General features: G+C 62.1%; 22 protein-coding genes and 1 pseudogene. 7 read left to right on the plus strand and 16 right to left on the minus strand.

Features of this window, described 5'->3' with window-relative positions; genetic code table 11:
- Window positions 1-88 precede the first annotated feature (88 nt).
- The gene (gene hisS, locus ATK23_RS05615) at window positions 89-1,411 is read right to left on the minus strand and encodes a histidine--tRNA ligase (RefSeq protein ID WP_038991164.1); all 1,323 of its coding nucleotides are present in this window, start codon (window positions 1,409-1,411) and stop codon (window positions 89-91) included.
- Between the two features lie 143 nt (window positions 1,412-1,554).
- Between hisS and ATK23_RS05620 the strand changes: the two genes are divergently transcribed.
- Together ATK23_RS05620 and ATK23_RS05625 are read left to right on the plus strand one after the other, a co-directional pair.
- Window positions 1,555-2,913 carry a DUF349 domain-containing protein gene (locus tag ATK23_RS05620; protein ID WP_066138493.1) on the plus strand — a complete coding sequence of 453 codons (1,359 nt, stop codon included), beginning with the start codon at window positions 1,555-1,557 and terminating at the stop codon, window positions 2,911-2,913.
- 60 nt (window positions 2,914-2,973) lie between these two features.
- Window positions 2,974-3,597 (plus strand): hypothetical protein, encoded by a 624-nt coding sequence (locus tag ATK23_RS05625; RefSeq protein ID WP_157066320.1) that lies wholly within the window; start codon window positions 2,974-2,976, stop codon window positions 3,595-3,597.
- Between the two features lie 22 nt (window positions 3,598-3,619).
- On the opposite strand, the gene ATK23_RS05630 is transcribed toward ATK23_RS05625, so the two are convergent.
- The 9 genes from ATK23_RS05630 to pdxT all read right to left on the minus strand — a co-directional run bounded on the left by ATK23_RS05630 (window position 3,620) and on the right by pdxT (window position 13,265).
- Window positions 3,620-5,887 (minus strand): RelA/SpoT family protein, encoded by a 2,268-nt coding sequence (locus ATK23_RS05630; RefSeq protein WP_066138495.1) that lies wholly within the window; start codon window positions 5,885-5,887, stop codon window positions 3,620-3,622.
- Window positions 5,888-6,125: 238 nt separating this feature from the next.
- Window positions 6,126-7,094 carry a protein translocase subunit SecF gene (secF, locus tag ATK23_RS05635; protein WP_066138496.1) on the minus strand — a complete coding sequence of 323 codons (969 nt, stop codon included), beginning with the start codon at window positions 7,092-7,094 and terminating at the stop codon, window positions 6,126-6,128.
- Complete coding sequence (gene secD / locus ATK23_RS05640) at window positions 7,087-8,829, minus strand: protein translocase subunit SecD (protein WP_066138497.1); 1,743 nt, start codon at window positions 8,827-8,829, stop codon at window positions 7,087-7,089. Before secD ends, secF begins: the two co-directional genes overlap by 8 nt.
- Window positions 8,830-8,889: 60 nt before the next feature.
- Complete coding sequence (yajC, locus tag ATK23_RS05645) at window positions 8,890-9,300, minus strand: preprotein translocase subunit YajC (protein WP_066138498.1); 411 nt, start codon at window positions 9,298-9,300, stop codon at window positions 8,890-8,892.
- A gap of 187 nt (window positions 9,301-9,487) precedes the next feature.
- Complete coding sequence (ruvB, locus tag ATK23_RS05650; RefSeq protein ID WP_066138499.1) at window positions 9,488-10,537, minus strand: Holliday junction branch migration DNA helicase RuvB; 1,050 nt, start codon at window positions 10,535-10,537, stop codon at window positions 9,488-9,490.
- 26 nt (window positions 10,538-10,563) lie between these two features.
- On the minus strand, window positions 10,564-11,181 hold the full coding sequence (ruvA, locus tag ATK23_RS05655) for a Holliday junction branch migration protein RuvA (RefSeq protein ID WP_066138500.1): 618 nt from the start codon (window positions 11,179-11,181) through the stop codon (window positions 10,564-10,566).
- Window positions 11,182-11,288: 107 nt separating this feature from the next.
- On the minus strand, window positions 11,289-11,888 hold the full coding sequence (ruvC, locus tag ATK23_RS05660; RefSeq protein WP_066138501.1) for a crossover junction endodeoxyribonuclease RuvC: 600 nt from the start codon (window positions 11,886-11,888) through the stop codon (window positions 11,289-11,291).
- Window positions 11,889-11,891: 3 nt separating this feature from the next.
- Window positions 11,892-12,650, minus strand: a complete 759-nt coding sequence (locus ATK23_RS05665) for a YebC/PmpR family DNA-binding transcriptional regulator (protein ID WP_066138502.1) — start codon at window positions 12,648-12,650, stop codon at window positions 11,892-11,894.
- Window positions 12,651-12,653: 3 nt separating this feature from the next.
- On the minus strand, window positions 12,654-13,265 hold the full coding sequence (gene pdxT / locus ATK23_RS05670; RefSeq protein WP_083515440.1) for a pyridoxal 5'-phosphate synthase glutaminase subunit PdxT: 612 nt from the start codon (window positions 13,263-13,265) through the stop codon (window positions 12,654-12,656).
- Between the two features lie 203 nt (window positions 13,266-13,468).
- Between pdxT and ATK23_RS16710 the strand changes: the two are divergent.
- The 3 genes and pseudogenes from ATK23_RS16710 to ATK23_RS05680 all read left to right on the plus strand — a co-directional run.
- Window positions 13,469-13,684, plus strand: a pseudogene (locus tag ATK23_RS16710) (aldo/keto reductase); the annotation flags it as partial.
- 95 nt (window positions 13,685-13,779) lie between these two features.
- On the plus strand, window positions 13,780-14,256 hold the full coding sequence (locus ATK23_RS16715) for an aldo/keto reductase (protein ID WP_322787519.1): 477 nt from the start codon (window positions 13,780-13,782) through the stop codon (window positions 14,254-14,256).
- A gap of 42 nt (window positions 14,257-14,298) precedes the next feature.
- Window positions 14,299-14,934, plus strand: a complete 636-nt coding sequence (locus tag ATK23_RS05680) for a DUF6226 family protein (RefSeq protein ID WP_157066321.1) — start codon at window positions 14,299-14,301, stop codon at window positions 14,932-14,934.
- A 5-nt stretch (window positions 14,935-14,939) separates the two neighbouring features.
- Here ATK23_RS05680 and ATK23_RS05685 read toward each other — a convergent pair whose 3' ends face one another.
- The gene (locus ATK23_RS05685; RefSeq protein WP_245858306.1) at window positions 14,940-16,097 is read right to left on the minus strand and encodes a CapA family protein; all 1,158 of its coding nucleotides are present in this window, start codon (window positions 16,095-16,097) and stop codon (window positions 14,940-14,942) included.
- A gap of 124 nt (window positions 16,098-16,221) precedes the next feature.
- Here ATK23_RS05685 and ATK23_RS05690 point away from each other — a divergent pair, with 124 nt between their 5' ends.
- Together ATK23_RS05690 and ATK23_RS05695 are read left to right on the plus strand one after the other, a co-directional pair.
- The gene (locus ATK23_RS05690; protein WP_066138506.1) at window positions 16,222-18,234 is read left to right on the plus strand and encodes a M3 family metallopeptidase; all 2,013 of its coding nucleotides are present in this window, start codon (window positions 16,222-16,224) and stop codon (window positions 18,232-18,234) included.
- Entirely contained in the window at window positions 18,234-19,001 is a 768-nt protein-coding gene (locus ATK23_RS05695; RefSeq protein WP_038991188.1) for a GNAT family N-acetyltransferase, read from the plus strand. Before ATK23_RS05690 ends, ATK23_RS05695 begins: the two co-directional genes overlap by 1 nt.
- Window positions 19,002-19,074: 73 nt before the next feature.
- Here ATK23_RS05695 and ATK23_RS05700 read toward each other — a convergent pair whose 3' ends face one another.
- From ATK23_RS05700 to ATK23_RS05720, 5 genes are all read right to left on the minus strand, one after another.
- Window positions 19,075-19,635 (minus strand): dihydrofolate reductase family protein, encoded by a 561-nt coding sequence (locus tag ATK23_RS05700; protein WP_066138507.1) that lies wholly within the window; start codon window positions 19,633-19,635, stop codon window positions 19,075-19,077.
- 27 nt (window positions 19,636-19,662) lie between these two features.
- Window positions 19,663-20,493: a class II glutamine amidotransferase gene (locus ATK23_RS05705; RefSeq protein ID WP_066138508.1), complete on the minus strand. Its 831-nt coding sequence runs from the start codon at window positions 20,491-20,493 to the stop codon at window positions 19,663-19,665.
- Window positions 20,494-20,675: 182 nt separating this feature from the next.
- Window positions 20,676-21,578, minus strand: a complete 903-nt coding sequence (gene pdxS / locus ATK23_RS05710; RefSeq protein WP_066138509.1) for a pyridoxal 5'-phosphate synthase lyase subunit PdxS — start codon at window positions 21,576-21,578, stop codon at window positions 20,676-20,678.
- Window positions 21,579-21,909: 331 nt separating this feature from the next.
- A complete protein-coding gene (locus ATK23_RS05715) occupies window positions 21,910-22,209 on the minus strand; it encodes an efflux permease Rv1217c-related protein (RefSeq protein WP_157066322.1) in 300 nt (99 codons plus the stop codon).
- Window positions 22,210-22,399: 190 nt separating this feature from the next.
- Window positions 22,400-22,966, minus strand: coding sequence for an HIT family protein (locus tag ATK23_RS05720; protein ID WP_066138511.1), 567 nt, complete (start codon window positions 22,964-22,966; stop codon window positions 22,400-22,402).
- Window position 22,967 lies beyond the last annotated feature (1 nt).

Below are 22,967 nucleotides of genomic sequence, written 5' to 3' on the forward strand. Positions count from 1 at the left end.
ACGATCCTTTCGGTTTGTGTGGAAAGTTTCTTCCCATGAAGTTTAGTGCACCATTGCTGGTACGCGGGCGGGCGGCAAAGCCCTGAAACTAGCTGATGGCGATCTTCAGATCTGCTTCGGCCGGCATCCAGGTGGCCGGATCGGCGGTCACCTGCTCGCCGGAGCGAATGTCCTTGGCCTCGTGGGTGCCGTCGGCGTGGGTGAACCACACGAACGGAATCCCGCGGCGATCAGCGTATTTGATCTGCTTGCCGAACTTCTCGGCGCTGGCCGCGACCTCGCAGGCAATACCGCGCTCGCGCAACTGCGCAGCGACATCCTGAGCTTCGTGCCAGGAGTCCTCGTTGGCCAAGGTGACATATACCACCGACGGCACCGAACGGCTCGCGGTTACCACCTCTTCGGCCAGGATGCGCGAGACCAGGCGGGTGACGCCGATGGACAGGCCCACGCCAGGGTAGTTCTTCTTCCCCTTGGAAGCCAATGATTCGTAGCGGCCTCCCGAGCAGATCGAACCCAGCGACTCATGGCCCACCAGCACGGTCTCGTACACGGTGCCGGTGTAGTAGTCCAGGCCGCGGGCGATGGACAGATCGGCCATGACCTTGCCCGGTGCGCGCTTGGACGCGGCGTCGATGACCTGCGAGAGCTCATCCAGGCCGGTGTCCAGCAGCTCGTGCGTCACGCCCAGGGCGCGGACCTGCTCAATGAAGGAGGTGTCCAGGGTGCGGATCTTGGCCAGGGCCAGGGCGGCGGCGGCCTGCTCGGCGGTGGCGCCGACTTCTTCGATGAGGATCTTGGCGACTGCGTCGTCGCCGATCTTCTCCAGCTTGTCGATGGCGCGCAGCACCGCGTCCGGATCCTCCAGGCCCAGGCCGCGGTAGAAGCCCTCGGCCAGCTTGCGGTTGTTCACGCGCAGGCGGAAATCTCCGATCGGCAGGGCGGAAAGCGCATCTGCGATGGTCAGCGCCAGTTCCACGTCGTAGCTGAAGGGCAGGGCGCCATCGCCCACGACGTCGATATCTGCCTGGGTGAATTCGCGGAAACGGCCATCCTGCGGGCGTTCGCCGCGCCACACCTTCTGCATCTGGTAGCGGCGGAACGGGAAAGCCAGGTGTCCGGCGTTCTCCACCACGTAGCGGGCGAAAGGCACGGTGAGGTCGAAGTGCAGGGCCAGGGCGTTCGGATCGTTCTTGTCATCCTCGGCGGCCAGGCGAGACAGTCCGTAGACTTCCTTGTCGATTTCGCCCTTGCGCAGCAGCTGCGCGCGGGTTTCCACGGCACGGGTCTCGATATTGGCGAATCCATGCAGTTCGAAGACATGGCGCAAGGTGTCCAGCACGTGCTGTTCGACAGCCCGTTCGGCTGGAAGCCATTCCGGGAAACCTGATAGTGAGGCCTTGCGTGCCATGAAACTCCTTAGTGCAAATTGGGCTACCTACCCATCTTATAGCCCGAAACCCGAGAAACCTGTGCACGTCGGCTTACTAAGAAGCGGAGGTCACAGGTAGAGTTGGCTAAAGCAAGTGCTCGTAAAGTGAAAGAGTTTCAGCGGTGACCACCAGTCAGCAATCCGACGACAGCCAGAAGACCCCCTTGCCACAGGCGCAGAAGCCTGCCGCAAAGCCGGTTGTAGCGCCAAGCGTCGCACACACCACTCCCCTCGATGAAGCGGCCAAGTTCGCCCGCGTGACCGAGGACGGCCACGTCTTCGTTATCATAGACGGCACCGAGTCGCCCGTGGGCCAGTACCCGGACGCAACCCAGGAAGAAGCCCTTGGCTACTTCGTGCGCAAATACGATGACGCGCTCTCGCAGCTGATGCTGCTGGAGCAGCGTGTTGTCGCCAAGGCCCCGGCCGGCGAGCTCAGCAAGGCTGTGCAGGCGCTCTCGGCCACCGTCGCCGAACGCCATATGGTCGGCGACATCCCGGCACTGGAATCCCGCCTGGAAGATGTCCGCGTCGCCGTCGAGGCATTGGCCAGCGAACAGCGCAAGGCCAACGACGAGGCGCGTGCCGAGCAGCTCGCTGCCCGCGAAGCCATTGTCGAGCAGGCCGAAGCGCTGGCCGCCAAGCGCCCGGAGCAGATCCAGTGGAAGACCGCTTCGGCCACGATGAATGAGCTGTTCGATGCCTGGAAGGGCGCGCAGCGTTCCTCGGTCCGCCTGCCACGCGCCACCGAGGATGCGCTGTGGAAGCGGTTCCGTTCGGCTCGCACCACCTTCGACCGCCACCGCCGCGCGTACTTCTCGCAACTGGATTCGACCAACGCGGCAGCCAAGGAAGTGAAGGAAGAACTGATCGCCCGCGCCGAGGCGCTGCAGGGTTCGACCGACTGGGCTGCCACGGCCGCCGAGTACCGCAAGCTCATGGATGAGTGGAAGAAGTCGCGCCGCGCCTCGCGCAAGGACGATGACCAGCTGTGGAGCCGTTTCCGCGCCGCCCAGGACGTTTTCTTCCAAGCTCGCGCCGCGGCCAACGCCAAGATCGATGAAGAGTACGCCCAGAACCTCGTGGTGAAGGAAGCCCTGCTGGAAGAAGCCCGCGCGCTGCTTCCGATCAAGGACCTGGCCGCCGCCAAGAAGGAGCTGGATTCGATCCGCACCCGCTGGGAAGAAGCCGGCAAGGTGCCGCGCAACGACCTGCAGCGCATCGAGTCGGCACTGCGCCAGGTCGAGGACGCGGTCAAGGGTGCCGAAGACGAGCAGTGGCGCCGTTCCAACCCGGAGACCAAGGCCCGTTCCAACTCCATGCTCTCGCAGCTGCAGGACACCATCGCCGCTCTGGAAGATGATCTGGCAGCAGCGCAGGCCAAGGGCAATGCCAAGCAGATCGCGGCAGCCCAGGAAGCCCTGGATGCACGCCGCATGTGGCTGAGCACCTTGGAAAAGTCGGCAGCCGACTTCCAGTAAGTAATCCACAGATCGCTTGCAACCCGCCAACGCGGCGGTGCGGACTGGTTCAGTAGCTCTATGGAAACGAGAAATTCCGCAGCTACCGGACCCCGCGCCGCCGCGTTGCGCATTCCCGGGGATCTCTGGATCGCCGGCGAGATGTTCACCCGCAATGAGTTGGACGCCATGGCTTCCAACGGCTTATTGCGCGAGGTGCTTGGTGACTACTTCCTGCCCAGCAGCATCCAAGTCAACGCCTCGGTGCGTGCCCGCATTGCGGGCTTCGCCTGCGGCCGGGAATTGGACCGCGATGCCGTGCTGGCGCGGCAGACCGCGGCCTGGATCCACGGGCTCTTGCCCTCGGTCTTCACCTTGTGCGTCTACACCAAGAACTACCATCGGCCCTTTTATCCCGGGCACGGCCTGAAGGCCGAATTCGCCCAGATGCAGGTGCCGGATACGCAGATGGTGTTCCGCAGCCGACTCAAGGTCACCACGGCATTGCGCAGCGCCTGCGATTGCGCCAAATATGATCCATTGCCCATTGCCAGCCGGGTGCTGGGCACCGTCATATCCCTGGCAGACCCCTACCTGAACTTGGATTTGATCCGGCAGGCGCTGGATAGCGAGGATCCGTCACCTGAACGATCCAGGGCGCTGCGCCTGGTGCAGTCCTTCTCCGGCACAGCACAGGCCGCATAGGCCGCGGGGCCGGCCAGGCAAGTTACCGGCGCGATCCCGCAGTGGTGCGGTAGACATCGTAGACGCCATCAATCCGCCGCACCTGGTTCAGCACGTGGCTCAGGAACTTCGGGTCGCCCATTTCGAAGGCGAAGCGCGAAATGGCAACACGGTCCTTGCTGGTCTGCACACTGGCGGAGAGGATGTTCAGGTGGCTTTCGGAAAGGATCCGGGTCACGTCGGAAAGCAGCGATTTGCGGTCCAGCGCCTCGACCTGGATCTCGACCAGGAACACGCCGTGGTGCTTGGTGGCCCATGTGACGTTGACGAGCCGATCGGGCTGCTGGGCGAGCTGCGTCAGGTTCAGGCAATCCGTGCGGTGCACCGAGACGCCGGCGCCTCGGGTGACGAACCCTTGGATCTCGTCTGGCGGCACGGGGGTGCAGCAACGCGCCAGCTTGACCAGCACGTCGCCCAGGCCTTCGACGATCACGCCGGCCTCATTGCCCGTAGACGGGCTAGGAGCGACCGGGTGGATTACCGCTTCCTCATCGACCTGTTCGGCTTCTGGCGGGCCGATCAGAGCCGTTAGATGCTCGATGACGTTTTGCGCACTGGTATGGCCGTCGCCCACCGATTGGTACAGGGCAGAAATGTCAGTGTGGTGCAGCTCGTTGGCTACCGCGGTGAGCAAATCGTGCGTCATCAGCTTCTGCAACGGCAGCTGGTTGCGACGCAGTTCCTTGGTCAGCAGCTCCTTGCCCTTTTCGATGGCCTCTTCGCGGCGCTCCTTGGAGAAGTAGCCGCGGATCTTCGCCTTGGCCCGCGGCGACTTGACGAAGTTCTGCCAGTCCTGGGATGGGCCGGCGCCTTCGGCCTTGGAGGTGAAGACCTCCACCACATCGCCCTGCTTGAGTTCGGTATGCAGGGGCACGAGCTTGCCATTGACGCGCGAACCGATGGTGCGGTGCCCTACGTCGGTGTGGATCGAGTAGGCGAAGTCCACCGGTGTTGCCCCAACTGGAAGGGACATGATGTCGCCCTTCGGGGTGAACACGTAGACCTCGGCGGAGCTGATGGTGTAGCGCAGCCCGTCCAGGAATTCTTCGGAGTCGGCGGTATCAGCCTGCCATTCCATCAAAGACCGCAGCCAATCCATGTTCTGCTCCGGAGAGAGCATGGAGTTGTCGGTCTGGCCATGCTTGTACTGGAAATGCGCGGCGACGCCGTATTCAGCGCGCACATGCATGTCATGGGTGCGGATCTGGATTTCCACGGGCTTGCCCTCGGGACCCATCACCGTGGTGTGCAGCGACTGGTAGAGATTCAGCTTCGGAATGGCGATGTAGTCCTTGAAGCGGTTGGGTAGCGGATTCCACTCCGCGTGCACGACGCCCAGCGCGCCGTAGCAGTCCTTGACGGTGTCGACCAGGATCCGCACGCCCATCAGGTCGTGGATGTCGTCGAAGTCCTTGCCGCGCACGATCATCTTCTGGTAGATCGAATAGTAGTGCTTGGGCCGGCCGGATACCGAGGCGTGGATGGCCACATCTCCCAGATCGCGCGAAAGGGTCTGGCGGATTGATGAAAGGTACTTTTCGCGTTCAGGGGTGCGGTCGCCGACCATGCGGACGATCTCCTGGTAGACCTTGGGATGCAAAGCGGCGAAGGACAGGTCCTCCAGCTCCCATTTGACCGTGTTCATGCCCAGGCGGTGTGCCAGCGGAGCGAAGATTTCCAGGGTTTCCTTTGCCTTGCGGGAGGAGGATTCCGGCGAGACGTAGCGCCAGGTGCGGGCATTGTGCAGGCGGTCGGCCAGCTTGATCAGCAGCACGCGGATGTCGCGGGACATTGCGACGACCATTTTGCGCACGGTTTCGGCGGGGGCCGCATCGCCGTAGGTGACCTTGTCCAGCTTGGTCACGCCGTCCACCAGCATGGCGATTTCTTCGGAGAATTCCTTCTTGACCGACTCCAGGGAGTACTCGGTGTCTTCGACCGTGTCATGCAGCAAGGCGGCGGCGAGAATCGAACCGGTCATGCCCATCTCTGCCAAGATCGTGGCGACCGCGACAGGGTGCGTGATGTAGGGGTCGCCGCTCTTGCGCTTTTGGCCCTCATGATATTTTTCTGCGACCTCGTAGGCACGGACCAGCAAATCCAGATCCGCCTTCGGATGCTTCGACTTGACCGTGCGCAGCAGCGGTTCGAGAGTCGGCGATGTGCTCGGGGTGCTCCCCCGGCCTGCAAAGCGCACCAAACGAGAGATAGAGCGTCGTTTCGAATTGTTCAGGTTAGGCGTATTCGCCATGCCCCGCTCCTTCCCGTTGCCGTTGGAATTGTCCCGAAGCCTGAATGGAGCCCGGTCAAATCCATCGGTAGTTTCGGGCCGCCAGATCACCGGTGGCCGTGCACTTGAAAAACACCTTCTTTAGTTCAAACGTTATAGCACGTTCGCGCGGTGACAACTAATTACGCATCTTCCAGCTTAAGCGAAATGGTGCCCCCGGCATCTGCCGGGGGCACCATTTTCCAGACTTCAGATTGCGTTAGAGCGCTGCCATCTTCTTGTCGTGCGCAACCACGTCCTCGTCCTTGTGGCGCAGCCAGTGGAACATCGGTGCCTGGACGAACAGGGTCGACAGGGCCGAGACGATGATGCCGACGAACAGCGCCAAGGACAGGTCCTTGAGCGTACCGGCTCCCAGCAGGTAGGAGCCGATGAACAGGATCGCGGCCACCGGCAGCACGGCAACAACCGAGGTGTTGATCGAGCGGACCAGGGTCTGGTTCACCGCGAGGTTGACCAGCTGCTCGAAGGTGCGCTTGGTCTGCTGGGTGTAGTCCTTGGTGTTTTCGCGGACCTTGTCGAAAACCACCACGGTGTCATACAGCGAGTAGCTCAGGATGGTCAGGAAGCCGATGATCGCGCTCGGCGTGATTTCGAAACCGGTCAGCGAGTAGACGCCCCCAGTCACGATCACCACTGCCATCAGGCCGACGATCGCTGCCAGCGACATCTTCCAGGTGCGGAAGTAGGCTGCCATCAGCAAGCCCACCAGGACCACGAAGACGACCAGGCCAAACAATGCCTGGCGTGAAACGTCTTCGCCCCAGGTCGGGCCGATGAAGTTGCTGGTCACTTCGTCGCTGCTGACGCCGTAGTTCTTCGCGAGCTGATCGGCAATGGCCAGGGTCTGGTCATCGCTCAAACGCTCGGTCTGCACGCGCATGGTGCCCGGAGCAATATTGGTCACCGTTGCCTCAGATCCCGAAGCCACCGAGCTGACCGTCTCTTCGCCAATCGAGATATCCGTGTTCTGCACATCCGAAACGGTGAATTCGGAACCGCCGCGGAAGTCGATACCCAGATTGAATCCGCCCTTGACCACCGGGATCAGGATGGACAGGATCACCAGGATGCCGGCGATCAGGAACCACAAGCGGTGCTTGGAAGTGAACGGGTAGGAACGCTTGCCGGTGTAGAGCTCGTTGCCCCAAGTGACTAGCTTATTCATTGTTCTCCTCCTGGGCCTTGGCCTGCGTGCTGCCAGACGCGTTCGAGCCAGCGGACTGCTCGGCCTGTGCACGGCGGCGTTCGGCAATGGTCATGCGCTTCGCTGCCTCAGCCGATGCCTTCGCATTCTTCTTGCCGCGATTTGCCGCAACATTCTCATCGAAGCGGCGAACCTTGCCCGCGCCCTGGTACAGCGGCTTGACGCCAAGCAACGATGGATCCATGCCCGACATCGGGTGGCCGTTGGCGAAGAACTTGGTGCGTGCCAGCAGCACCAAGGTCGGGTGGGTCAGGCCGTACACGACGATGAGGTCGATGATGGCGGTCAGGCCCAGGGTGAAGGCGAAGCCTCGCACGTTGCCCACGGCAACGATGTAGAGCACGATTGCGGCCAGCACGTTCACTGCCTTGGATGCCAGAATGGTGCGCTTGGCGCGCTTCCAGCCGATATCCACGGCACTTGCCAGCGGCCTGCCTTCGCGCAGCTCATCGCGCACGCGCTCGAAGTATACGATGAACGAGTCGGCGATGAGGCCGATGGCAACGATCAGGCCGGCGACGCCTGCCAGCGACAGGCGGTAGTTCATGCCCCAGCCGAGCAGGACCAGGCTGAGGTAGGTCAGCACGCCGGAAACCAGCAGCGACGCGATGGTCACCAGGCCCAAGGCCCGGTACTGGAACAGCGAGTAGATGAAGACCAGAACCAGGCCAATGATGCCGGCGATGAGGCCAGCGGTCAGCTGGTCAGCCCCCAGGGTTGCGGAAACCTGGCGCTCGGACTGGATGTCGAAGCTGATTGGCAGCGCGCCGTACTTCAGCTGCTCGGCCAACGCCTGCGAGCTTTCCTGGGTGAAACCGCCGGAAATCTGCGGACGGCCATCGGAAATCACTGCATTGGTGGTTGGCGCCGAAATGGTTTCGCCATCAAGCACGATAGCAAACTGGTTCTGCGACCCCTGCAGGGCAATCAGACGCTGGGTGGTATCTGCGAAGAGCTTGGTGCCTTCGGCGTTGAACTCGATAACGACGACCCATTCGCCGGTCACCGATCCATTGACGCCGCGGGCCAACTGGGCGTAGGCGTCCTTGATCATGTCACCGGAGATTTCCTGCGGGCCGAGGATGTACTTCACGCCCATCTCGCGGTCGCAGGAGATCATTGGCTTGTCTGGGTCGGCGGCTTCGCCACCGCGATCCTTGAGCTCTACCTCGCAGTCGTAGCCTTCGAACTCCTGGAACAGCTCTGGGGTGATCCAGTTGGTATCCGATGGATTCTCCGGCTTGCCGCTAGGCTTTGGCAGGTCTTCCTTGGGGGTGCGGTCTTCCTTCGGAGTGGCCGCGAAGCCACCGGTGATCAGCACCGGGCGGAATTCCATGTTGGCCGAGGCCTGAATCAAATCGCGGGTGGTCTGGTCCGGGGTACCGGGCATCGAGACCACGACGTTGCGTCCGGACTGGGTGGTGATTTCCGATTCGGTGACACCGGAACCGTCCACGCGCTGGCGGATGATCTCCACCGCTTGGTCCAGCTGCTCTTGGTTGATCGCCTCGTCGCCCTGGACCCGAGGGGCCAGGATCATCTCGGTGCCGCCTTCGAGGTCGAGGGCCAGCTTCGGCCCCCATCCGGTTTTGCCGTTCACCGCACCACCCACCAACACGCCGGTTGCGATGATGAAGACGACCAGCAACCACAGCAACGCTTTGCGCGCCTGCTTAACAGGTCTGATTGATGACATCTAATGTGCTTTCTGGTTCGGGTGGCTTAGCCTTCAGGCCACCGCTATACTGCCCGGGACTTAGGCGTTGCGCTCGTCCTTGCCCTCGTCGTTCAAGCGACGCAGGGACTCTTCCGGGGTTTCGGTGGTGCTGGAGGGTGCTGCTGGTTCGTCGGTAGCGGCCGGGGCTGCCGCATCCTTGTCCAGGAAGGTGGCGATGGCCTGGCGGTGCAGGGTCAGCACCACGCCTGGCGAAACCTCAACCTGTACGCGATCCTCTGCGTCTACACCGACGACGGTGCCGAAGATTCCCGAGTTGGTCATCACCTTGGCGCCTGGAACGGTGTTGGTCTTCAGCTTCTCCTGCTGGGCGGCCTGCTTCTTGCGGCCACGGAACATCATGAAGATCAGCACTGCAAACAGGGCCACCATCAGGATCAGCGAAGGGTTGAAGCTGCCACCAGCGGCCTGTGCGATTACGAGAGGATTCACGTATTTACCTGCTAACGATTCGTTGCGATTTGATCTGGAATTCTGGGATGCCGTTGCGCCATTTTCTGGCGCGAAACAGCAAAGACGCCCCACCGTGCCCTGAAATGGGCACAGGTCGGGCGTCTTTAGTCTAATGGGTCACGGTGAACCGGCAGGCCATTTACGCGGGCAGTGAAGTAATGCTTGCCTAATCCTCATCGTTTTCATAGCTTTGCGCACTGGTGAAGATGGCATCCTTGGGCATGGCCAATCCCAGATGCTCCCAGGCTCCGGGCATGGCGATACGCCCTCGCGGAGTGCGGCCCATCAATCCTTCGCGCACCAGGTATGGCTCGGCGACGGTTTCGACGGTCTCAGTTTCTTCACCCACGGCAATAGCCAGGGTCGACAGCCCCACCGGTCCCCCGCCGAATTTCGTGCACAGTGCTTCCAGCACTCCGCGGTCCAGGCGATCCAGTCCGCGCGCATCGACCTCGTACATGTCCAGGGCGGCAGCTGCTGCCTTGGCATCGATCTCTTCGAGCTTGTGCACCAGGGCCCAGTCGCGCACGCGGCGCAGCAGGCGGTTGGCGATGCGCGGGGTTCCGCGGGATCGACCGGCGATCTCGGTGAAGGCAGCTGAGGTCACGCTCAGATCCAGCATCATTGCCGAACGGCGCAGTACCAGCTCGAGTTCCTTGACCGCGTAGAACTCCAGGTGCCCGGTGAAGCCGAAGCGGTCGCGCAGCGGCCCGGGCAGCAGGCCCGCGCGCGTGGTGGCCCCAACGAGCGTGAACGGCGGCAGCTCCAGGGGAATCGCGGTAGCGCCAGCCCCCTTGCCGACGACGATGTCTACGCGGAAGTCTTCCATCGCCATGTAGAGCATTTCTTCGGCAGGCCGCGACATGCGGTGGATTTCATCCAAGAACAGCACCTCGCCCTCGGTCAGCGAAGAGAGGATCGCGGCCAGGTCGCCGGCGTGCTGGATTGCCGGGCCGGATGAGATGCGCAATGGCGCGTTCATCTCGGCGGCGATAATCATCGACAAAGTGGTCTTGCCCAGCCCGGGCGGACCCGAGAGCAGTACGTGGTCCGCGGTGCGTTCGCGGATCTTGGCTGCTTCGAGTACCAGCGAAAGCTGCTGGCGCACCCGGGATTGGCCGACGAAGTCGTCGAGGTTCCGCGGGCGCAGGGCAGCTTCGATAACCCGTTCTTCGGGTTCGCTGCCGGCGTTCGTGAGCCCGGTGGAGTCATTCATGAAAAGTCGATCCTCTCGCAGACCGCTTAGACGCGGGTTCCGCTGGACATGCTGCGCAGCGCGGCACGCAGGATTTCAGCGACGTTGCCGGTGGCCACGACATCCGGGTCGGCCTTGGACAGCGATTTCAGGGTGCTGGTTGCATCCTTTTCGCTCCAGCCCAGCCCGGTCAGCGCCTCGATCACCTGCGGTTCCCAGACACTGGCGGTACCTCCGCCGGACACCGGCGCCACTGGCGCGCCGGTCGGGACCAGCTTGCCGTTCAGTTCCAGCACGATGCGGCTGGCGCCCTTGGGGCCGATGCCGGACACCTTGGTGAATGCGGCGGTGTCCTTCGTGTTCGCCGCGATGCGCACTTCTTCGGGAGAATGCACGGCCAGGATGGCCAGGCCGGTGCGCGGCCCGATGCCCGACACGGAGATCAGGACCTCGAAGACATCCCGCTCCTCCGCGGTGGCGAAGCCGAAGAGGGTCATGGAGTCCTCGCGCACCACCATGGAGGTGAAGACCGTCGCCTCGCGCCCTTGATGCAGGCCGGACAGCGTTCCGGGGGTGGCGTTGACCAGCATTCCGAAGCCGTTAACGTCGATTACCGCGGTGTTCAGTGCAACCGCCTGCACGGTGCCGGTCAATGAGCTGATCATGCCACTCCTTGGGATGTATGTTCGATCGAACCCAGTTTATCGAAGATACCTACGAATATCGATCCTCCGTGTCTCCCGGTGGGTCGAGGTTATTTCCCGGCCGCCGGCTAGCGGCGCACCGCTCGGCGCTTGGCTGAAGCTTCGGCGGCGATCCATGCCTGCTGAGCACCTGTCAGCTGCGAGGACCCGCCGGCATGCACCGCAGAGGCCGAGGCGTTCGAGCCGGTGGCCGCTCCGCGCCAGCCGTGGGTGATCGCCAGGGCCACCGCGTCAGCGGCGTCGGCAGGCTTGGGCGGTTCATCAAGCCGGCAGATCTTGGCAATCATCTTGCCGATCGCCGCCTTGGTCGCCTGACCAGAACCGGTCACCGCTGCCTTGACCTCGGTCGGCGTATGCAGCGCAACAGGAATGCCCCGTCGTGCAGCAGCGGTGATCACCACGCCGGTGACCTGGGCTGTGCCGATGACCGTGGAGACGTTCGCCGAAGCGAACACGCGTTCCAGGGCTAGCACGTCGGGCTGGTGCTGGTCCAGCCACGCCTCGATCGCGTTGGAGATCGTCAAGAGCCGGGCGTCGAGCGGGGTGCCCGGCGGGGTGCCGGCGACGGTGACGTCCACCAGCGAAACCTGCCTGTTTGCAGCGACGTCGACCACGGCAAGACCGCAACGGGTCAGGCCGGGGTCGACGCCGACAACACGTAAGGCCAAGCCCTACTGCTCTTCGTCCAATGCGGCGCGAACCTCATCGGACAGGTCGGCGTTGGTGTAGATGCCCTGGACATCGTCCAGTTCTTCCAGCGCGTCGTAGAGCTTCAGGAACTTGCGTGCTCCGTCGACATCCAGTTCCACCTTCATCGACGGCAGGAATTCCATTTCGTCGGATTCGTAGGCGATCTCGTTCTCGTCCAGCGCCGCTGCGACCGCGCGCAGGTCCGAAGGATCGCACACGATGGCGAAGTTCTCGTCCTCGTCCAGGATCTCGTCGGCACCGGCATCCAGCACGATCATCAGCAGGTCATCTTCGGTCAGCTCGCCCTTGGGCAGGCGGACTACGCCCTGGCGGTTGAACAGGTAGGCCACCGATCCCGGGTCGGCGACGGTGCCGCCATTGCGGGTGATGCCCACGCGAACCTCGGAGGCAGCGCGGTTCTTGTTGTCGGTCAGGCACTCGATCAGCAGCGCCGAGCCCTGCGGGCCGCGTGCTTCGTAGATGATCTCGGTGTAGTCGACGACCTCACCGGTCAGGCCGGCGCCACGCTTGATTGCGCGGTCGATGTTGTTGATCGGCACGGAGTTCTTCTTGGCCTTGCTGACAGCAAGTTCCAGTGCCGGGTTGCCGGCCATGTCGGCTCCGCCGGCGCGGGCGGCAACTTCAATGCCCTTGATGAATTTCGCGAAGGCCTTGGCGCGCTTGGCGTCGATCGCAGCCTTCTTGTGCTTGGTAGTTGCCCATTTGGAGTGGCCTGACATGCTTTAAGCGTCTCCTCGCGTGAGATTGATGAAAAATTGATGGATAGCTGTGCTGCCGGTGACTTCCGGGTGAAAGCTGGTTGCCAACAATTTTCCCTGGCGTACTGCAACAATTCTACCCTGTCCGTCATTCGGCCCGGCTTGAACGGTGCTGATCACCTCGACGTCCGGGCCGAGTTGCACGGCTTCCGGGGCGCGGATGAACACCGCTTCGAGAGTGTGCCCGTTGAAGTCCAGCTGGTGCTCGAACGAGTCGACCTGGCGCCCGAAGGCATTGCGCTTCACCGTCATGTCGATGCCGCCGAAGCTTTGCTGGACCGCGCCATCCCGCGCGATGGCGGGGTTCTCGATGCGATCGGCCAGCATGATCATTCCAGCGCAGGAGCCGTAGACCGGCATCCCTTCGGCGATGCGTTCCTTGATGGGATCGGCCAGCCCGTAGTTGCGGGAGAGCCGGTCGATCACCGAGGACTCGCCGCCGGGAAGCACCAGCGCGTCAACCTGCGCCAAATCCTCGACAGTGCGCACCATCTGAGCAGGTTGCCCAAGCCGCTCCAGAGAAGCAAGATGTTCACGGAAGTCCCCTTGGAGAGCGAGGACGCCTATTTTCGGCATGGTTGTAACCTTCATGGTGTTCGGTGGCTGGCAACACGGAAATGCGCCGAAACAACGTTAAACCCATGGACCCCGTGCGCCGGTTTTGTTTCCCGGTGTGTCGCGGATTCTTCGGTGCAATCTCCCGGCAGCCTGTGAAGCTTGGTAGGTTCGGGAACATGACTGCTGATATTTCTTCCCTCGAACTTGCCGGTGGCGTGAGCATGCCTTCCATTGGCTTGGGCACGTGGCCCCTGCGCGGCCAGGAGGCGGTTGCCGCGGTCCGTTCGGCCCTGGATACGGGTTACCGCCGCGTGGACACGGCGGAGAACTATGAGAACGAGGATGCCGTAGGCCAGGCCTTGGCGCTAAGCGGGCTTGACCGCGATGCATTGTTCGTCACTACCAAGTTCAACAAGATGTGGCATTCGGCCCAGGGCGTACGCCAGGCGTTGGACAACTCCCTGTCCCGCCTTGGCCTCGACTATGTGGACCTGTTCCATCCCATTGGCCAAACCCGCAGCAGAACACCTACGTGGAAGCCTTCATTGAGCTGGACAAGCTCGTTGCCGAGGGCAAGATCCGGGCCGCCGGCGTCTCGAATTTCAAGCCCTACCAGTTGCAGAAGGTCCTCGATGCCGGGCTCGTGCCGGCACTGAACCAGATCCAGGTGGACCCTGAGCGGCAAAGCGCCGATTGGCAAGCATTCAATACCGAACATGGGGTGCGCACCGAGGCCTATTCCCCCTTGGGACGCAAGAAGTCCGGGTTCCTTTCGGATCCCGCCCTGGCACGGATTGCCCGAGCGCATGGGAAGAGCACCGCCCAGGTGACCCTGCGCTGGCATGTCCAGTCCGGACGAGCCGCGGCACCGAAATCGGCCGATCCGCGCCGGCAAAGTGAGAACCTGGACATTTTCGGCTTCCAGCTCAGCCCGGAGGACATGGCCACCATCGATGCCATGGATACCGGAGTCGGCCCCTTCACGGATTCAGATGAATTCGGGCATTAATCCACTGATCGCCGGTCTTTGATGCGGAAGGAGGAACTGGGCATGCTCCTTGGCTACCAGCGGCCGGACAACGTCCCCGGGGAGTACTTCGACGAGCTTGGGACCCCGATCGCCTACGGCCAACGATGGGATGGGCAGGCAGCTGACGACAGCTACTCGGTAACCGCCCACCCCCAGCGTTTTGCCCCAGTGCAGCAAGTTGCCCGGGCGTTGCTGAGCTGGATGCAGGAGCAATTCGAGGTGCGCTGCTTCGAAGATCCCGGGTTGGCCGCCGAACTGCGGATTCCGCCGGACACCGTGGTGAGTTCTGTCCGGAACCTTCCGGTGAATTCGCGCTGCGCTCCATTGGGCATGATCCTTACGACCTTTCCCGGGGTGCATCTGGAGCTCGGTGCGCTTTACCACGCGGTTTTCCCGACCTGCGGTTGCGACGCCTGCGATGAACACGTTCCCGAGATGATCGAGGAACTGGAAGCCCAGGTGGGGGCAGCCGTGTCCAGAACATTTGGCGAGTCCTTGAATATCGGCGCTGGCCGCCTCGTGCATCTTTTCGTTGCCAAGGAGACGGGATTCAGTGAGCAATCCGGCGGCCTCGATGACATATCGCCGGCCCAGCTGGCCAAGGCGCAAGCGATTCTGCCTCCAAACGGTGCATGGGAAGCGTGGCCCAGACGCTAGCTAGCTCAGTCCAGCGTCCACGCCTGCAGTCCATCCTCAAGGGCGCCATAGGCATTTACGGTGGCTTCACTGCGCTTCAGGGACGCTTGCCCATCAGCTTCCGGAACGCATCCATCAGCGTTGAAGACTTGGCACCACGCTACCGGCCCGTTCGACAACTGGTGCGGAACCCACCGCAAGTTGCTGACCTCCCATTCGCCAGGTTCGTCCTGGGTGAATGTTGCCTTCACGCTGATGCCTTCGCGGTTGAGAATGGTCGGCGTTGCATGCTTGGCCACAGAGTTTCCCAAACCGTAGACGATCCAGGTTCCGTCGTGCTTCTCAATGGGCAGGACCGAGTGGGTGTGGTGCATGTAGATGAAATCGAAGACGCCAGATTCTGCCAGGGCCTGGCCGAGTTTTCTTTGCGAGGCGGTCGGCTCGGTGGTGTATTCAGCTCCATCGTGCACGGCTGCCACCACGATGTCCGCTCCGGACTTGCGCGTTTCCTTGCCCCGGGTAATCAGCTCCTGCGCATCCACTCCGGTATCGACCTGCCAGTGAGCTGCTTTCGGCAGTCCGTTAAGCGAATAGGTGCTGGTTACTACCCCGAGCTTCACCCCGTTTGTTTCCAGGATGGACGGTTTTTCGGAGTCCTTTTCATTGCGGTAGGAGCCTGTCGCAAACAGCCCATTGGACTCCAGCGCATCGAGTGTTCGTTCGACTCCGGCCGTACCGGCATCGACCGTGTGATTGGTGGCAGTGGTGCATCCGTCGTAGCCAATGGCTTCGAGATCGGTGAGGATTTGTTCCGGGACGGTGAACCGCGGATACCCGGAATACGGAGGGATACCAATTGGTGTCTCCAGATTGCAAAGCGCCACATCCGCGTCCTGGACATAGGGGGCCAGGCCCGCCAGCAATGGGCTGAAATCGTAGTCCTCGCCATTGCCCGATTGTGCGCCAGCTGCCTTCTCGGCTTCATCCAATAGCTGAGGATGCAGCAAGACGTCTCCGGTGACCATCAGCGAGAGTTCTTCGGGACCCGACGGTGCGGCAGAGCTATCCTCCGCGGTTGGACTTGAAGCCGGATCCGATGAGGACTGAACGGAAGACTGCGGGGTTGCTGGTTCTTGATTGCTGCTCGGGATTGCAGAGCAGCCGCCAATCAGCAACGCGGCCATGAGCGTTGCTCCAAGCGGAAGTATTACGGACGGAGCACGAAGGGGCATGCATCGAGCCTAGCCCAGCTTGATATGCGGGGTGTAAATGCAAGCTGAATCACTTTTTCCATGAAAACCTAGGCCTATGCAAAACCCTCTTCTGACTCCCAGTACCAGGCCCTATCAGTGGCCAGCCTTCGACCAGCTCACTGCAGAGCATTACGTGGAGGCAGTTCGTCTCGGGGCAGCCGAGCAACGCGAAGAGCTGCAGCGCATTATTGACGATACGCAGGAGCCGACTTTCGAGAACACCTTCCTCGCTTTGGAAGCCAGCGGGCAGACCCTGCGCCGTGCGCTCATGACCTACTTCTCGGTGATTTCTGCCCATGGCACGGAAGATCTGCGGGCGATCCAGTCTGAGATTTCATCGATCTGGTCCGAACAAGAAGATGAGATCTACCTAAGCCAAACCTTGTATTCCCGTTTACAAACCTTGGATTGCGCGGAACTCCGGGGTGAAGACGCCCGCTTAGCGAATCAAACGTTGAAGAATTTCCAGTTGGCCGGTGCAGGTTTGGGCGAAGCCGAAAAGGATCGCCTGAAGGTACTGAACGCGAAGCTGGCCGAACTTTCAACGCAGTTCGCTGACCTCGTGCTGAAGAATCAGAACGCCCATGCGGTGCACTTCGAGAATGCTGCAGAACTCGACGGCCTGTCTGGTCCAGCCATCGAGTCAGCAGCACAGGCGGCGAAGCAAGTAGGCCACGCGTCGGGCTACCTTCTGACGTTGGTTTCGCCAACTCAGCAACCGGTTTTGGAGTCGCTGGCCTCAAGTGAATCCCGCCGCAAGGTGTTCAACGCATCAATTAGTCGTGGCACCGGGGAGAATGCGACAATTCACGTTGCCGCCGAAATGGCTCAGCTTCGCGCCGAACGCTCCGCGCTGCTCGGATTCGCCAATCATGCTGAAACCGTGCTTGCCCAAGCCACCGCTCCCTCTACCGCGGCGGTGGAAGAGCGCCTGGCAGAACTGACCCAAGTGGCCACCGCAAACGCGCGCAAAGAAGCTGAAGTACTGGGCAAGATTGCCGGTGCTGAAATCAACGCGTGGGATTGGAAGTATTTCTCCAACCAGGTCTTGCGTGATCAGTATTCGGTGGATTCCGAGGCACTGCGCAACTACTTCGAGCTGGACCGGGTGCTCATCGATGGGGTCTTCGCGACGGCTACCAAGCTGTTCGGCATCACCTTCCAGGAACGGTTCGACCTGCCTGCCTACCACCCGGACGTCCGGGTCTTCGAAGTCTTCGACGCCGATGGCAAGCCTTTGGCGCTCTACACCGGAGACTATCTGGCCCGGGACACGAAGAAGGGCGGCGCGTGGATGACCAGCCTGCGCGATGCCGCTTCATTCCTGGAAGAACGACCGATCGTCACCAACACCTTGAACATCACCCCGCCTGCGCCAGGTGATCCAATCCTGCTGTCCATGGATGAGGCGAATACGCTATTCCACGAGTTCGGCCATGCGCTGCACGGCATGTTCTCCAGCGGAAAGTACGCGTCGCTTGCCGGCACCTCGGTCCCCCGCGACTTCGTGGAGTTCCCATCGCAGGTCAACGAGATGTGGATGCTCCACGAGGATGTTGTCACCGGTTATGCCGTCCACCACCAGAGCGGCAAAGCACTGGGTGATGCGCTGATCGAGAAGATCCGTGCCGCTTCACTGTGGGGCCAGGGCTTCGCAACCACCGAGTACCTGGCCGCCAGCGTGCTCGACTGGGCCTGGCATACCATCAACGCCGGGACAGTTATCGCCGATCCTCTGCAGTTTGAACAAGACGTGCTTCAGCAAGCCGGCTTCGATACCGAAATGATTCCGCCCCGTTACCGCACCGGTTATTTCCAGCACATTTTCGCCAATGGGTACTCCGCTGGCTACTACTCCTACATCTGGAGTGAGGTGCTCGATGCCGACACTGTGCAGTGGTTCGAGGAAAAAGGGGGCTTAATGCGCGAAAATGGTAATCGGTTCCGCGAGGAACTGCTGTCGCGCGGCAATACGCGCGATCCCCTTGAGTCCTACGAATTATTCCGCGGCCGCACCGCAGTGGTTGAACCGTTGCTGCGCCGTCGAGGATTGGTGAACGCAGAATAATGACCACTATTGCCTCCGCACAGGAAGCGCTAAGCCACTGGCATCAGGCACTTGCAGTAGCCACCGGCGGCAAGATCTTTACCACCCACGGATGCTCCTGGGCTTGGCAGCCGGTCCGCAAGCGCCTGATCCTGTTGTTCCCTGAGCATCCGGAGCAGGCGGGCCTGCGACCTGCGCTGGCCGAAGGCCACCGGCTCGGCGCCCGGCGCGTGGAAGCCTGGGTCAACTCAGGAGCCCACGCAGATGAGTTGAAAGCAGCAGGATTCTCCGACAACGCCCAAGTGTCCTGGCATGCAGGCCCGTTGGCCATTCCAATGGATCGCTGGAACGGCAAGATCCGCTTGGGCAATAACGTCCCTGAGGCCACGGGTGCTGATGCCGCCGAACTGAACGTGACGAACCTGTGGCGCGAAACCAGCACCCAGCTTTCCAGCGGTCACCCTGCTCTGCGTCGCGTCGAGCATGCCTTGGCCCGCACCGACGAAGGAGAGATTGTCGGCCGGGGCTTTGCGCAGCAGGGCCTGAACGGGCAGCTGATGGTGCATGCCTTGGCGGTAGGCAAGGAACATCGCCGCCATGGCATTGGCACCGCCTTGCTGCACGGCCTGTCGCGTTCCATGATCAATCCGTTGTCGCCACCAGACGACGAAGTGCCGCAGGAGCTGCTTGCCGCGGCCACGCCGTCCAGTGCCGACTTCTTCAGCGCGAACGGGCTCAAGCTTCTTGGGCGTGGACGCCACATGGTCTTGCGCTCGTGGAACCAATAACGAACAGCTAGGACGGCAGGAACTCGACCGGCCCCGGGGATTCCGGTGGCCGGTCGAGTCCTCTAGAACTTGTTCACGTGGTTGGGAGGACTCGGTAGACGAGGCGGGCAAACGGCCCGGCTTTCCGTGCTTCGGCCAGTTCCAGCCGATCACTGCCGATATTGCGCGGTAGCAAGGCGGCGCCTGCAGGCAGCGCTGCTGGAGCAACAGTCAACGCCAAGGAATCAAGTGCGTCGATGTCCAGGAACTGTCCCAGCAGCTCGCCTCCGCCGAGGACCCAAATGTTCTTCTCCCCCGCCGTCCCCCGGATTTCAGGCAAATATTCTTCGACCGAGCCATTGACTAGGCGGACATCAGCGCCCTCGGGAATTGGCAGGTCCCGCGAGGTGAAAACATACGTGGTGATCCCCCGATAGTATTCTTGCCATTTCTGCGGGTTCTCGATGAACCCTTCGTTCTCAATCAGCCACATGTAGGTATTCGCGCCTTCGACATGCACGCCGACATTTTTGGGTAGCAGGTCCGGGTCGGGTTTGTGGGCCCCTGGCACATCGAAGAGCCACTGCAGGCTGTGGTCCTCATCTGCCAGATAGCCGTTGAGAGTGACTGCTGCGTCGAAAATTATCTTGCCCATGCTCCCTAGTGTGCCATGTCCGGAGCGCTACAGGTGCAGATCCACAGGCGCAAAGGCCGGCGTCTGGCCGGTACGCAGCACCCCGATGGTACCCGAAGGAACCTCGTGCCAGGTCTGGCTGCTCCAATGCAGTTCCAGCGGCTCGGAAACGACCAGTTGCGCGTCCTGCGGCAGTTGGTCCTCGCGGCCGTCTCGGGTGAGCAGCATGGCAGGTCCTGCCGCATAGTAGAGCGAGGGCGCCATCGCGCCCGACACCTCTGGGCTGGCCCAGCGCAGCACCACGAGCTGCTGCCCGTCCGAGGCGCACATCGTAGCGCGGAATGGGGCTTCGATACCGTGCTCGGCGCGGGCCCGCTCCACCCGGGCCACCATCCGCGACAGGTCCGCCACCGGGTCCCGGTCCAGGCCGTAGGACAGGGCGAGGTAGAAGCAGACCTCGGTATCGGCGTTGCCCAGAATCATCGGGTAGCGCGCCGGATCCACTTCGAAGGTCAGTTCGCGCTTGAGTATTGCGAATTCCGGGACTGTCCCGTTGTGCTGGAACATCCATCTCTCATCGACGAAAGGGTGGCAGTTCTGCTCGGCGATGGTCCCGCCCGGCGCCGCGCGCACATGCGCCAGGATGCATCCTGACGCGATCTGCGCCGCCAAGTGCCGCAGATTCTGGCTGTCCCAGGCCATGCCGAACCCGTCGCCGTTGGTCGGGAAGGCATGGTCCGCGAAGCCGGAGGCCAGCTCTTCCTGGGGCAGGTAGAGCTGCCGGGCGTGCAGGCTCTGGTCTATCAGCGAATGCGTGGGGCGCACCAGGATATCGGCGATGTCGATCGGGGAGCCGAGATAGGCAAGCCAGCGGCACATGTCATCTTCTTGGGGTCAGCGCGAATTCCGGGTTCCACCAACCTACGCCCGGCGGCATCCAACGGCAAGGCTTCGCAGGCAGACTTTGAATCACGGCAATAGCCATCATTCGGCCACTAAAGACAGAGACCCACGCCACCAGAATCTCGGTGGCGTGGGCCTCAATGCTAATGCGTGAGTGATTACCAGCCGCGCTCAGCCAGGCGGTGAGGCACTGGGACATCGGCTACGTTGATGCCGACCATGGCCTCGCCCAAGCCGCGGGAGATCTTGGCCAGCTCATCCGGGTTGTCGAAGAAGGTGGTGGCCTTCACGATGGCTTCGGCGCGCTGCACCGGGTTGCCGGACTTGAAGATACCCGAGCCGACGAACACGCCGTCGGCGCCCAGCTGCATCATCATCGCGGCGTCGGCCGGGGTGGCGATGCCGCCCGCGGTGAACAGCACGACCGGAAGCTTGCCGTTGGCTGCAACTTCCTTGACCAGTTCGTATGGAGCCTGTAGTTCCTTGGCGGCGACGTACAGCTCATCCTCTGGCAGGGCGGAGAGCTTCGCGATCTCTGCACGGATCTTGCGCATGTGTCCGGTGGCGTTGGAGACGTCGCCGGTGCCCGCCTCGCCCTTGGAGCGGATCATCGCAGCGCCTTCGTTGATGCGGCGCAGTGCCTCGCCCAGGTTGGTGGCACCGCAGACGAACGGCACGGTGAACGGCTGCTTGTCGATGTGGTTCTCGTAGTCCGCTGGCGAAAGCACCTCGGACTCGTCGATGTAGTCGACACCCAGGGACTGCAGGATCTGCGCCTCGACGAAGTGGCCGATGCGGGCCTTGGCCATCACGGGAATCGAGACTTCGTTGATGATCCCGTCGATCATGTCAGGGTCGCTCATGCGCGAGACGCCGCCCTGGGCACGGATATCTGCCGGGACGCGTTCGAGGGCCATGACTGCCACGGCTCCGGCGTCTTCTGCGATACGTGCCTGCTCCGGGGTGACCACGTCCATGATGACGCCGCCCTTGAGCATTTCGGCCATGCCGCGCTTGACGCGGTCCGAACCGACGACGGAGTTCTGATTGTTCGTAGACATGGAGGAATGGTTCCTTTCGACACTGCGAGATGCCCCTCCGGCCTGGAGCGAATGCGTCTTCCAAGGCGGCGGTGACTAGTTAGTACCCACTTATCGTAGGATCGACCTAGTTTATTACCCCCTGTGTTGCGTCACATTCAGAGACTAGGAGACAAGTCAGCTCGATGCTGGTTGTAGCGTAACAATTCCCTTTGCGCGTTTCTAGTAGCCAGAACCGCTTTTGGCGGCAATGTTACGCGGCCCGTCGTCGCGGGATGACATGTCTACTCAATGGCATCCAGTACCCGGATTCGGCCTCGCGTTCCATGCAGCCGTTGATATGCGCGGACTACTAAACGGCGATATCGCGCTGAGTGAAGCGCAGCATCCCCAGCAACCCTGTGGCGGGTGCGGCCACCAGTAGCACGACTGGCGCGCCCCAGGTGAAGTCCTCCGCCGGGACTCTGGCAATTGCGCCGAAAGGCGTGGCCTTGATGGCTTCAGGTGGCAGCGAGAACAGGGCACCGAACATGGCGGCCAGCATCGACAATCCGTACACTGCCCAGGTAATCGCAGGGCCCCAGCGCGGCAGGCACCCGTTCAGCAGCAGTTGGATCCCGAGCAGGATGAGCACTGCTGGCCAGAAACCCAAGCTCCCCGCAGCCAGCACGCATGGATCTGCGGCGCATTGGGAGCTGGCACCGGTACCTCGCCGCGGGCAAGAGGTTGCGGCCGGTCAATGACGGGGCAGGACAACCAGCGGTTGTGCGCAACGAAAAACGCGCTGCGCACCGCAGGATTTCTCCTTTGATGCGCAGCGCGTTGTACGTGCCCGCTAATGCCTAGCTCGGTGTTTCGCTGTCCCATGCCTCGGCAATGGCGCTGCGAACCTCGGAGAGGGTCTGCGGGATCGCCTTGGTCTGCGCGATGATCGGGAAGAAGTTCCCGTCGCCGTTCCACCGGGGCACGATGTGCTGGTGAAGGTGGGCGGCGATACCTGCTCCCCCGGCTTCACCCTGGTTCATGCCCAGGTTGAAGCCGGCAGGATTGGACACCTTGCGCAGCACACGCATGGACTGCTGCGCCAGCGCCGCCATTTCCGCCGTCTCCTCGACCGTGATGTCGGTGTAGTTCGGCACGTGGCGATACGGGCAGACCAGCAGGTGGCCCGGGTTGTACGGGAACAGGTTCAGGATCACATAGCAGGTTTTGCCACGGTGGACAATCAACGCCTCCTCGTCGGTACGGCCGGGACCTGCGCAGAATGGGCAGCTGGCCTCATCCTTGACCTGGTCCTGCCCGCCCTTGATATAGGCCATCCGGTAGGGAGTCCACAGGCGCTGGAACGAATCCGGCACTCCGGCGAGTTCGAAGTCGTCGGTGACGGACTGGTCTGCGTGTTCCTGCATG

This window comes from Glutamicibacter nicotianae (assembly GCF_002797775.1).
Lineage (GTDB): Bacteria > Actinomycetota > Actinomycetes > Actinomycetales > Micrococcaceae > Glutamicibacter > Glutamicibacter nicotianae.